Genomic DNA, 11442 nt, shown 5'->3' on the forward strand with positions numbered 1-11442 from the left:
CCGGCGCTTTTCCCGCGATATCCCGGAGGCATGGAAACGCTACCCGAACTTTACGCCCGGCTTGTGGCCGAGGGCGAACTCACCCGTGATGCGGCGCAAGAGGCGTCTTTACCCGAATTCGAGAGGATTCGGCATGCTTTGGCCGAGCAGCCGCGCAAAGGCTGGTTTCGCCGCGCGCCAGAGCCGCCCAAGGGGCTTTATCTTTGGGGCGGGGTCGGGCGTGGCAAATCCATGTTGATGGATTTGTTTGTCGAGACGGTCGATGTGCCCAAGCGCCGGGTGCATTTTCATGCCTTCATGCAGGAAATCCATGCCGGGTTGCACGCGGCGCGTGCCCGCAACGAATCCGACGCGCTGGCCCCGGTTGCGAAAGAGGTGGCCGATTCGGTCCGGCTTTTGGCGTTTGACGAGATGCAGATCACCGATATCACCGACGCGATGATTGTCGGGCGGCTGTTCGAGGCGCTTTTTGCCGCCGGCGTTGTCGTGGTCACCACCAGCAATCGCATTCCCGATGATCTTTACAAGAACGGGTTGAACCGTCAGCTTTTCCTGCCGTTCATCGAGATCGTCAAAGAGCGGATGGTCCTGCATGAAATGGCAAGTCCGGTCGATTACCGGCAGGATCGCCTTGCCGGAAGCCCGAGTTACTTTACCCCGGTCAATGCCGAGGCGCGGGCGCAAGTGGAAAGCATCTGGCAGGATTTGACCGGTGGGCAAGGCGGGCCGCACAAGATCATCGTCAACAAGCGAGAGGTCGATATTCCGGCGTTTCACAACGGCGTGGCGCGGGCCACGTTTTACGACCTTTGCGGTAAACCCCTTGGCCCGGCGGATTATCTTGCCTTGGCAGAGGCGGCGCGGATGCTCATCCTTGAGGATATTCCGCAGCTTGGGCGCAGCAATTTCAACGAGGCCAAGCGCTTTGTCACCCTGATTGACGCGCTTTACGAGGCGCGGGTGCGGCTTGTCTGTTCGGCGACGGCAGAGCCGGAATACCTTTACCTTGAGGGCGAAGGATCGTTTGAGTTTGAACGCACGGCCAGCCGTCTGCGCGAAATGCAGTCGGACGGTTGGGGCGAGTGACGCGGCCTAGCGGCTTCGGGTCAGTTCAAGGAAGACATCCTGAAGATCGGCTTGTTCGGTTTTGACGTCACGAATGGAAATGCCCGCGGAGCGAACAGCAGCCAGAACCGCCTCGGCCGGGGTGGCCGCGGAATGATAGTTGATCACAAGCGCCCCATCCGCACGCTTTGACACTTCAATCCCCTCACCCTTGGGCAGGGTTGTTGCCGGGCTGTCGGGGTGAATGATCATCGTCTTGGCATCAAGCCGTTCCAAAAGATTGGCGGTGCTGTCGCGGGCCACCAACTCGCCGAGGTTGATGATGGCGATCTCGTCGCACATCTCTTCGGCCTCTTCGAGGTAATGGGTCGTCAGGATGATCGTCATGCCCTTTTGATTGAGGCGGCGAATGTTCTCCCAGAGCATCTGGCGCAGCTCAATATCGACACCGGCGGTGGGTTCGTCCAGCACCAGAATATGCGGGGTATGTACCAGCGCCTTGCCCAGCAAAAGCCGCCGCCGCATGCCGCCCGAGAGGGTTCTGGCATAGGCATCGGCCTTGTCCTCTAGCCCGATCAGGCGCAGGATCTCGTCGCTTTTTCGCTGTTTGCGGGGCACGCCGTAAAGACCCGCCTGCACCTCAAGCGCGCCGCGCGGGGTAAAGAAAGGATCAAGGTTCAATTCCTGCGGCATGACCCCGATCGAGGCGCGCGACTGGCGGGGGTTCACGTCCTGATCAAAGCCCCAGATCGTGACCTGACCGCTGGTTTTAAGAACCAACCCGGCGAGAATGTTGATCAGGGTGGATTTACCGGCGCCGTTGGGGCCCAAAAGCCCGAAGACAGAGCCCTGCGGGACATCAAGATCAATGCCCTTCAGCGCCTGTTTTTCGGGGCTGTTGCGGCCGCCGCCATAGGTTTTTGTCAGTCCTCGGATTTCAATGGCGTTTGCGGCCATGGTGCTCTTGCCCCTTGCTGGCGTATCAATCATATTTGGACCTAATTCAAAGTCACGCAAAAGGAAACGCCCCCATGGTAACGCAGGCCCCAGAAACCAGAATTGTTGACGCCTATCGCGTGGCCTGTGACGGCGGCGATGGGGCGCTGGGCCATCCGCGCGTTTGGTTGCAGATTTCTCATGAAAAGGGCTATGTCGAATGCCCCTATTGCGATGCCAAGCTTGTGCACCGCGAGTTTGAAGGCAAGGTTTAAACCGGCCAAGCCCGCACCCGTGGTGATGCCGCGGGATTGAGTATTTTTGGAACGATGAAAGCCTTCTGGGCGAAAGGGGCGCGTGATGTCATTCGGAAAAGGTTGCCATCTGCATCTGATTGACGGATCGGCGTTTATTTTTCGCGCCTATCACGCGTTGCCGCCGCTGACGCGCAAATCGGATGGCTTGTCGATTGGGGCCGTGGCCGGATTCTGCAACATGTTGCAGCGCTATGTCGAGGGCAACAACGGCCATGACGCGCCGACGCATGTGGCAGTGATCTTTGACAAGGGCAGCCACACTTTTCGCAACGACATGTATCCCGAGTACAAGGCGAACCGCGAGGCGATGCCAGAGGATTTGCGCCCGCAGATGCCGCTGACCCGCGAGGCGACTCGCGCCTTCAATATCGCCTGTGAAGAGATCGAGGGCTATGAGGCCGACGATATCATCGCCACGCTGGCCTGTCAGGCGCGCGATCTTGGTGGCCGCGTGACGATTATCAGCAGCGACAAGGACCTGATGCAGCTTGTCGGTGGCGGGGTCGAGATGCTGGACGCGATGAAGAACCGCCATATCGATGTCGACGGCGTACGCGAAAAATTCGGCGTGAACCCGGATCGCGTGGTCGATGTGCAGGCTTTGGCCGGGGATAGCGTCGATAACGTGCCCGGCGCGCCGGGGATCGGTGTGAAGATCGCGGCGCTTTTGATCAATGAATTCGGCTCGCTAGAAGAGCTTCTGGACCGCGCGGAAGAGATCAAACAGCCCAAGCGCCGCCAGACCTTGATTGAAAAGCGCGAGCAGATCGAGATGTCAAAGCGGCTGGTTCAGCTTGATTGCAACACGCCGCTCGATTTCACGCTTGATGACCTTGAGGTGCGCGATCCTGATCCTGACGTTCTGCTCGACTTTTTGGCCAGGATGGAATTTCGCACCCTGTCAAAGCGGATCGCCGATGCCTTGGGCACCGAGGCCCCGGTGATACCAGAGCCCTCGCCGCAGGCCAGTCAGGCCGGAGGTGAGGTGCAGAATGCCCCGGATTGGCCCGCAATAGACCCTGAAAAGTACGAACGCGTCGGTGACATGGCCGCGCTTGAGGTGTGGATCGAGCGTATTCGCGCACGCGGCTATGTGGCGGTCGATACCGAGACGACGTCGCTTAACGAAATGCAGGCCGATCTTGTGGGAATCTCACTTTGTGTTGATCCCGGCGAGGCCTGTTACATCCCGCTAATCCATAAGGACGGTGCGGCGGATGATCTGTTTGGCTCGGACAAGCTTGCCGAGGGCCAGCTAAGCGTTGGCGATGTGCTTGGTGCTCTCAAACCGGTGCTTGAGGATGATGCGATCCTCAAGATCGGGCAGAACATGAAATATGACGCCAAGATCTTTGCCGCGCTCGACGTTCATGTGGCGCCGATTGATGACACGATGCTCATGTCCTATGCGCTTTATGCCGGGCAGCATGGGCATGGGATGGACACGCTGAGCGATCGCTACTTGGCGCATAAGCCGATCCCGATCAAATCGCTGTTGGGGACGGGCAAATCGGCGATCACCTTTGATCGCGTGCCGGTGGATGAGGCGGTGAAATACGCGGCGGAGGATGCCGATATCACGCTGCGCCTGTGGCACCTGTTCAAGCCGCAATTGCACCGTGATCAAGTGACGACGGTGTACGAGGTGCTTGAACGCCCTCTGGTGCCGGTTTTGGCCCGGATGGAGCGGTACGGCATCAAGGTTGACCGTGAAACCCTGAGCCGGATGTCGAACGCCTTTGCCCAGAAAATGGCCGGTTTAGAGTCTGAAATTCACGAGCTGGCGGGGCGGAGCTTTAACGTCGGCTCGCCCAAGCAGCTGGGTGAAATCCTGTTTGATGAAATGGGGATTGAGGGCGGCAAGACCGGCAAGACAGGCGCCTATGCAACTGGCGCCGATGTTTTGGAAGACCTTGCAACCGAGCACGAATTGCCCGCGCGGGTGTTGGATTGGCGCCAGCTTTCCAAGCTGAAATCCACCTATACCGACGCGCTTCAGGATCACATCGACCCTGACACGGGGCGTGTACACACATCCTATGTTCAGACCGGAGCGAACACCGGGCGGCTGTCGTCGACCGATCCCAACCTGCAAAACATTCCGGTGCGCTCGGAAGAGGGGCGCCGCATCCGCGAGGCCTTTGTCGCAGAGCCGGGAAACCGCCTTGTCAGTCTTGATTACAGCCAGATCGAGCTCCGGATTCTGGCGCATGTGGCGGGGATTGATGCCCTCAAGGCGGCGTTTCGCGAGGGGCAGGATATTCACGCGATGACCGCCTCGGAGATGTTCAACGTGCCGATGGACGAGATGACGCCGGACATTCGCCGTCAGGCCAAGGCGATCAACTTTGGTGTGATTTATGGCATCTCGGGCTTTGGCCTTGCGCGCAACCTGCGTATTCCAAGGTCAGAGGCGCAGGGGTTCATCGACCGGTATTTTGAACGCTTCCCCGGCATCAAGACGTACATGGACGAGACCGTCGCTTTCGCCAAAGAGCATGGCTATGTCCAGACGCTGTTCGGGCGCAAGATCCACACCCCCGAAATCGCCGCCAAGGGCCCGCGCGCCGGGTTTGCCAAGCGCGCGGCGATCAATGCGCCGATCCAGGGAAGCGCGGCCGATGTGATCCGGCGCGCCATGATCCGGATGCCGGATGCGATTGCCGATATCCCCTGCAAGATGCTGTTGCAGGTGCATGACGAATTGATCTTTGAGGTGGCCGAGGATGCGGTTGATCGCCTGATCACCAGCGCCCGCGATGTGATGGAGGGCGCGGCGCACCCCGCCGTGCATCTTGACGTGCCGTTGGTCGTCGATGCGGGGCAGGGGGCGAACTGGGCCGAGGCGCATTAAGCGCCTCGCGACCCGGTAAAGGCTTAGGCCGGCAGGCTACCGTCCAGAACATAGCGCAGGATTTCAACCACCTGCGCGGGGTCGCGGGCCACGGCCAGGGCGGCGGCGTCAACCTCTTTGAGGGCATGATCGTGATCCGGCTGTTGCAGGATGATCAGCGATTTGCCAAGCGCGGCGGCATAGCCCGCATCAAAGGCCGCGTTCCATTGCTTGTATTTCTCGCCAAAGCGCACGACGACAACATCGGCATCGGCAATCCCCTTGCGGGTGCGGATCGCGTTGACCATCGCACCCTTGTGGTCATGCCAGTATTTGTTGTCCTCAGAGCCAAGAATCGCCACGCCGCAATCATCGCTGGCGGCGTGATCGGTGACCGGGCTGTTGAAGGTCACGGCAAGACCTTTCGCGCCTTCGGTGATCTGTTCGCGCCAGTCGGTGTGAATCTCGCCAGACAGGTAAACGTTCAGCATGATATATCCCCTTTTGCTTGATCAGCCGCGCAGCGTGCCGCCGGTGGCCTTGGTGACCTTTTCGATGATTTTGGCCGAAACAGTCTCGATATCGGCCTCTTTCAGCGTACTATCCTTGGGTTGCAGGCGCACGGTCATGGCGAGCGATTTCTTGCCCTCGCCAAGGTTGCCGCCGATGAATTCGTCAAAGATGCGCACATCGTCGATCAGCGCCTTATCGGCAACGGCGGCGGCGTTGATCAGGGTCAGCGCCTCAACCTCTGCATCGACCACAAAGGCAAAGTCGCGTTCCACCGCCTGAAGATCGCTGATCTCAAGTGCGCCGCGCGTGGCCGAGGCTTTGCGCGGCAGCGGGATTTCGGCGGGATAAATCGTAAAGGCCACGGCGGGCCCTTTGACATCCATCGCCGAGAGGATGCGCGGGTGCACCTCGCCAAAGACCGCGAGCATCTTCTTGGGGCCAAGACAGATACGGCCATGACGACCGGGGTGAAACCATGCCGGACCGTCGCGCAGCACCTGAACCTTGGTCGGCGCACCAATGGCGGCAAGGATCGCTTCGGCGTCGGCCTTGGCGTCGAAGAGATCAACGGCGCGCGCGCCGCCCTGAACATCCTTGGGACCGGTGCGACCGATCAGAATGCCCGCCATCTGCAAATGCTGTTCCTCGGGTTCGCCGCCCTGAAAGGCGTGGCCGACCTCGAACAGGGCAAGATCCATGATGCCGCGCGCCTGATTCCGGGCTGCGGCCTGAAGCAGGCCGGGCAGCAAATCGGGGCGCATATGGCTCATTTCAGAGCTGATCGGATTGGCCAGCATCGTGGCATCATCGCCGCCGCCAAACAGGGTCGCGCTCGCGTGGTCGATAAAGCTATAGGTGACGCATTCGTTGTACCCAAGCGCCGCACCCATACGCCGCGCGATCTGTTCGCGCTTTTGCATCGGCGACAAGATCGGCTTGGGCACGCCGGTGGTCATCCGGGCCATCGGGCGACCCTTGAGCTTGGTCAGAGAGGCAATGCGCGCCACCTCTTCCACAAGATCGGCCTCGCCAAGGATATCGGGGCGCCAGCTTGGGACATGGGCCATGTTGCCTTCAAGCTTGAAGCCGAGGCTGGTCAGGGTCTGGCGTTGCTCGGATTCCGGAATATCCATCCCGACCAGAGAACGCACGCGCGCCGGATCAAGCCGATAGGCGCGCGACACATCGGGCACCTGCCCGGCGGTGACGCGGTTTGACGGGCTGCCACCGCAGAGATCTATGATCATCTGGGTCGCCAGATCAAGCGCCTCCATGTTGAAGGCCGGGTCGATTCCGCGTTCGTTGCGATAGCGCGCATCAGAGTTGATCTTGAGAGCGCGCCCGGTGCTTGCGATCTGAATATGATCCCAAACGGCAGCTTCGAGAAACACATCGGTGGTTGTCTCGGTGCATCCGGTGGCAAGGCCCCCCATGATGCCGCCGATTGATTCAATGCCGGTGTCGTCGGAAATTACCACCTGGCCGGGGCCGAATGTATATTCCTTTTCATCCAGCCCAACCAGGGTTTCGCCGCCCGCAGTGCGGTGAACCCGGAGATTGCCGGCAACCTTGTCCGCATCAAAAACATGCAGGGGGCGGTTGCGGTCATAGGTGAAAAAGTTGGTGATATCGACCAGTGTCGAGATCGGGCGCAGACCAATGGCGCGTAACCGATCCTGAAGCCATTCCGGCGAGGGGCCGTTTTGAACGCCACGAATAAGGCGGCCGGCAAAAACCTCACAGCCGTTGGTGGCGGCGTCTTCGTCAATCGTCACGGTGATCGGGCAGGGGAACTGACCTTCGACATGGGCCGGTTCGATCGGTTTCATCGTGCCAAGCCCGCGCGCCGCAAGATCAAGGGCAATGCCGCGCACGCCCAAAGCATCGGGGCGGTTCGGCGTGATCGCGATTTCGATCACCGGATCAACCTTGGCGGGGTCATTGACCGCAAGCCAGTCGGTAAACCGCTGGCCCACTTCGCCTGAGGGCAGCTCGATGATGCCGTCGTGTTCTTCGCTCAGTTCCATCTCGCGCTCGGAACACATCATGCCATAGCTTTCGATGCCACGGATTTTGCCGACGCCGATGGTGGTATCAATGCCGGGCACGTAAACGCCGGGCTTGGCGATCACCACGGTGATCCCCTCGCGGGCATTGGGCGCGCCACAGATGATCTGGGTCTGGCCTTCATCGGTGTCCACCTGGCAAATCCGAAGCCGGTCTGCATCGGGATGCGGCTCGGCCTTGACGACCTTGCCGATGGTGAAATCGGACAAGCGGCTTGCGGGGTCCGAAACGCCCTCTACCTCTAGGCCGAGGTCGGTCAGCGCCTCGGTGATTTCGTCAACCGTGGCCGTGGTGTCTAGGTGATCTTTCAGCCATGACATTGTGAATTTCATGTGCGTTCATCCGCCTGTAAATCTTGGGTCGACACAGGCTTTACCGGATATGTCCGATATGGAAAACCCCGCATCGCTGCGGGGTTTCATTATCATGTGGTCCTGTGGTCGCGGAGGTGCCGGTTTCAGGCCGTCCAGCGATCCGAGAAATCGAACGCGGCGTCATAGCCAAACAGCGCCACAGACCCGCCGGTATGCAGGAACACGACCCGCTCGCCCTTTTTGAAATGACCCTTGCGGATCAGATCAATGAACCCGGCCGCGCCTTTGGCGGAATAGACCGGATCAAGCAGGATCGCTTCAAGCTCTGCGAACATCTTGATCGCCTCGATGCCGCCATCGGTGGGGATGCCATAGCCTTCGCCGACGTAATCGGTGTTGGCGACAACGTCTTCACGGCTCACGACGCCGGGGCAGCCAAGCTTTTCTGCGGTCTTGACGGCAAGGTTGTAAACGTTCTCTTCCTGCTTGTCCTTGGGGGCGCGCACGCCGATGCCCAAGAGCGGGATATTTGCATTCATCGCCTTGAGGCCGGTGATAAGGCCCGCCTGCGTGCCGGCGCTGCCGGTGGCGTGAACGATGTGATCGACCTTGAGCGCGCGATCGTTGAACTGCGCGAGCATTTCAAAGGCACAGTTGACATACCCCAAGGCGCCGGTCGGGTTCGAGCCGCCACCGGGAATGGTATAGACATTGCGCCCCTCGGCGCGGAACTTGTCGGCGACCGCTTCCATCTCGGCGTTCATGTCCAGACCCGGACCGCGCTTTTCGGTGGTGGCACCGTGCATATGGTCAAGCAAAACGTTGCCGTTATTGTTGTAGTTGGCGTTGTTAGAGCCTGTTCTGTCTTCCAAAAGGATGTGACAGCCCATGCCGAGCTTGGCCGCGAAGGCCGCGGTTTGACGGGCGTGGTTGGATTGGGTCGCGCCCTGGGTCATCACAAGGTCGGCGCCCTGAAGCTCTGCTTCGGCCATCAGGAATTCAAGTTTGCGGGTCTTGTTGCCGCCGGTCGAGAGACCGGTGCAATCGTCGCGCTTGATCCAGATTTCCGGCCCGCCCAGTTCGGCGGTCAGACGGTCCATCCGCTCAAGCGGGGTGGGCAGGTGGGCCATGAAGCGGCGCGGATAACGGGCAAGATGCATCTGAGGTCTCCTATAAAATGCGTTGATGGCAGAATAGGAGGCGACGAGGGAAGCGTCTAATGCTATTACTGCCGTATATTATGCAGTAAGTGCAATATAGGGGTAGATATGCGGCTTGAATGGCTTGACGATATCCTTGCGGTGGCCGAGGCCGGGTCGCTGGCGCGGGCGGCGCAGATGCGCCATGTGAGCCAATCCGCCTTTACCCGACGCCTGCGCGCGATTGAAGAGGCGCTTGGCGTGCCGCTGTTTGATCGCCGTCGCAAGCCGGTGGTTCTCTTGCCCGAGATCGAGGCGCAGGCCGGGGAAATGCGCGCCTTGGCAACGCAGCTTCGCCACCTGCGCGAAACCCTCACCCAGACAAGCGGCGCGCGGGGGCTTACGCTTGCCTGTCAGCATGCGATCACCACAACCCACTCGCCCGCAATCGTCAGCATTCTGACCGCGCAGGGCGGGCGCCCGGTAAGGGTGCGTTCGGATAACCGTGATGAATGTCTGTTGCGGTTGCTGTCTGGCGAGGTCGATCTGGCGGTGGTTTACGGCGCGCCGGATATTGTACCGCTGACCTTGAACCGGGCGTTCGAAAAGGTGTTGCTTGGCCGCGAGCGTCTTATCCCCGTCGCTGTGCCGCGTCTGGCACAGGGCGATGATTTGCCGTTTATCGGCTATCCGCCGGATGTGTTTCTTGGCCAGGTGATGGCGCGTGCGATCATGCCGGGCATTCCGGCGTATCGGGTGTTGCGGCGGCGGGCGGAAACCGCGTTGACGCTGGCGGCGCGTGAATATGCCTGTCGCGGGATCGGTGTGGCGTGGCTGCCCGAAGGGATGGTGGCCGAAGACCTTGACTCTGGCCGCCTTACAAGCCTTGTGCAGAGCCTGCCAAGTCAGCAGATGGAGCTTTGGATGATCCGTCTATCGGATCGCCCCGACGATAGCTGGGGCCATGATTGGGCACGGCTTGTGGCGGCGCTGGCGCATCCGGCCTAACGAAAAACGAGGCGAAGAATACTCCGCCTCGCTTAATTGGTCTCAAAGGTTTGGCTTAGAACTTGAAGCCAACAAAGATTGATGCGGAATCTTCGTCAACACCGCTGATGCCGAACTTGTTGTCAAAGTGGGTGTACTCGATGCCAAGGTGCACCTTGTCAGCTTTCATGCCCATTGCATTGCCAAGATCCCAGCGGATCTGCGGCGATAACACAACCTCGTTGGCAACATTCGCACCCTGCGAGCCGATGAAGTCGACAAAGCCTTTTGCCAGGAACTTCTGCGAGCCAATCGAGAACGGAGCGTCCCAGACGAGCGTGATCTGATAGGTGGTGTCGAGGCTTCTGTCGAAGGGGTCGACGAAGTTGTTGTAGGCATAGGCGCCAAGCGACAGAACGCGAAAGCCGGGGACGTTAAAACTAACGCGGGGACCGGCCAGAGCGATCGAAACGTCGGTGCCCTGGTTAAGGCCGACGCCAAGGTCGAGACCCTTGACAAGGCTGCCTTCGTTGAAGGCCAGACCAAAGTTGCTGCCGTGCAGGTGATAGTAGATCTCGCCGTACTGATCGCTTTCGGGGCGACCCGGTACCTGGCTGGCGTTGCTGTCATGAAAGAAGTCGACGAAGAAGAACAGATCGCCGATATCGTTGGTCGAGAAATGGTCAAGCGTGATGGTCTCGCGCTGAGTTTCCTCGGCAAAGCCGGTTGCGAAATTCGCGTTGCTGCCCATCTTGTAGTTGTCGCCATAGTGCAGCTGCACTTCGGTGGTGGAAAAGTCGGCCAGCGCCGCGTTGCTTGTCGCAAGACCGGCAACAAGAGCCAGTCCGCCAAGCAAGTTTCCGATGTGTTTTTTCATTTGTCCCTGTCCCGTAAAAATGGCCTGACCGGCGCGATTTGTTTTGGCGCTCTGCAAGCGAAGGTGTTTGAAGTGGCGGTATCTAAGGCGTGGAATTTGAACCGATCAAGCACCTCAGGGACGATGGCCGAGCGATGGGGAGAATTGCACCACGCGCTCCAAGGTGAGTCAAAAACCTCTAATATCCTGTAAAACATTAGGAAAAAGGGGCTCTGGTTTGGTGTATCCACGCCGTGGAGCAAACCCTCCGACTTCCAGTCGGACCTGCTTCAGCGTGAAAGAATCGCTTTATGATCGTACCCTCAGAAAAATGAGCCGCAGCCGGGTCGGAGGCTCATTTTTCTGAGGGTACGATCATGCAATATGACACCGGCAAACACTGCGTTTTCTATCA

9 protein-coding genes are annotated in these 11442 nt (G+C 59.6%); 4 read left to right on the forward strand and 5 right to left on the reverse strand.

Annotated elements, in window-relative coordinates:
- Positions 1 to 30: 30 nt before the first annotated feature.
- On the forward strand, positions 31 to 1086 hold the full coding sequence (gene zapE / locus ROG8370_RS06845) for a cell division protein ZapE (RefSeq protein ID WP_085826334.1): 1056 nt from the start codon (positions 31 to 33) through the stop codon (positions 1084 to 1086).
- 6 nt (positions 1087 to 1092) lie between these two features.
- On the opposite strand, the gene ROG8370_RS06850 is transcribed toward zapE, so the two are convergent.
- The gene (locus ROG8370_RS06850; protein ID WP_085826335.1) at positions 1093 to 2022 is read right to left on the reverse strand and encodes an ABC transporter ATP-binding protein; all 930 of its coding nucleotides are present in this window, start codon (positions 2020 to 2022) and stop codon (positions 1093 to 1095) included.
- Between the two features lie 74 nt (positions 2023 to 2096).
- On the opposite strand from ROG8370_RS06850, the gene ROG8370_RS06855 reads away from it, so the two are divergent.
- Together ROG8370_RS06855 and polA are read left to right on the forward strand one after the other, a co-directional pair.
- Positions 2097 to 2276: a zinc-finger domain-containing protein gene (locus tag ROG8370_RS06855; RefSeq protein ID WP_085826336.1), complete on the forward strand. Its 180-nt coding sequence runs from the start codon at positions 2097 to 2099 to the stop codon at positions 2274 to 2276.
- Positions 2277 to 2361: 85 nt separating this feature from the next.
- Positions 2362 to 5172: a DNA polymerase I gene (gene polA, locus ROG8370_RS06860; RefSeq protein ID WP_085826350.1), complete on the forward strand. Its 2811-nt coding sequence runs from the start codon at positions 2362 to 2364 to the stop codon at positions 5170 to 5172.
- Positions 5173 to 5195: 23 nt separating this feature from the next.
- On the opposite strand, the gene ROG8370_RS06865 is transcribed toward polA, so the two are convergent.
- From ROG8370_RS06865 to cuyA, 3 genes are all read right to left on the reverse strand, one after another.
- Positions 5196 to 5642 carry a YtoQ family protein gene (locus ROG8370_RS06865; RefSeq protein ID WP_085826337.1) on the reverse strand — a complete coding sequence of 149 codons (447 nt, stop codon included), beginning with the start codon at positions 5640 to 5642 and terminating at the stop codon, positions 5196 to 5198.
- Between the two features lie 21 nt (positions 5643 to 5663).
- Positions 5664 to 8063: a phenylalanine--tRNA ligase subunit beta gene (gene pheT, locus ROG8370_RS06870; RefSeq protein ID WP_085826338.1), complete on the reverse strand. Its 2400-nt coding sequence runs from the start codon at positions 8061 to 8063 to the stop codon at positions 5664 to 5666.
- Between the two features lie 125 nt (positions 8064 to 8188).
- Positions 8189 to 9205 (reverse strand): D-cysteate sulfo-lyase, encoded by a 1017-nt coding sequence (cuyA, locus tag ROG8370_RS06875; protein ID WP_085826339.1) that lies wholly within the window; start codon positions 9203 to 9205, stop codon positions 8189 to 8191.
- Between the two features lie 108 nt (positions 9206 to 9313).
- Between cuyA and ROG8370_RS06880 the strand changes: the two genes are divergently transcribed.
- Entirely contained in the window at positions 9314 to 10192 is an 879-nt protein-coding gene (locus ROG8370_RS06880; protein WP_085826340.1) for a LysR family transcriptional regulator, read from the forward strand.
- A gap of 55 nt (positions 10193 to 10247) precedes the next feature.
- On the opposite strand, the gene ROG8370_RS06885 is transcribed toward ROG8370_RS06880, so the two are convergent.
- The gene (locus tag ROG8370_RS06885; protein WP_085826341.1) at positions 10248 to 11048 is read right to left on the reverse strand and encodes a hypothetical protein; all 801 of its coding nucleotides are present in this window, start codon (positions 11046 to 11048) and stop codon (positions 10248 to 10250) included.
- Between the last annotated feature and the right edge of the window lie 394 nt (positions 11049 to 11442).

The sequence above is a fragment of the Roseovarius gaetbuli genome, from assembly GCF_900172365.1.
Classification (GTDB): domain Bacteria; phylum Pseudomonadota; class Alphaproteobacteria; order Rhodobacterales; family Rhodobacteraceae; genus Roseovarius; species Roseovarius gaetbuli.

Excerpts from the sequence above, each read along its gene's own strand:
- zapE (WP_085826334.1), top strand. The coding sequence starts at position 31 with ATGGAAACGCTACCCGAACTTTACGCCCGGCTTGTGGCCGAGGGCGAA.
- ROG8370_RS06850 (WP_085826335.1), bottom strand. The coding sequence starts at position 2,022 with ATGGCCGCAAACGCCATTGAAATCCGAGGACTGACAAAAACCTATGGC.
- ROG8370_RS06855 (WP_085826336.1), top strand. The coding sequence starts at position 2,097 with ATGGTAACGCAGGCCCCAGAAACCAGAATTGTTGACGCCTATCGCGTG.
- polA (WP_085826350.1), top strand. The coding sequence starts at position 2,362 with ATGTCATTCGGAAAAGGTTGCCATCTGCATCTGATTGACGGATCGGCG.
- ROG8370_RS06865 (WP_085826337.1), bottom strand. The coding sequence starts at position 5,642 with ATGCTGAACGTTTACCTGTCTGGCGAGATTCACACCGACTGGCGCGAA.
- pheT (WP_085826338.1), bottom strand. The coding sequence starts at position 8,063 with ATGAAATTCACAATGTCATGGCTGAAAGATCACCTAGACACCACGGCC.
- cuyA (WP_085826339.1), bottom strand. The coding sequence starts at position 9,205 with ATGCATCTTGCCCGTTATCCGCGCCGCTTCATGGCCCACCTGCCCACC.
- ROG8370_RS06880 (WP_085826340.1), top strand. The coding sequence starts at position 9,314 with ATGCGGCTTGAATGGCTTGACGATATCCTTGCGGTGGCCGAGGCCGGG.
- ROG8370_RS06885 (WP_085826341.1), bottom strand. The coding sequence starts at position 11,048 with ATGAAAAAACACATCGGAAACTTGCTTGGCGGACTGGCTCTTGTTGCC.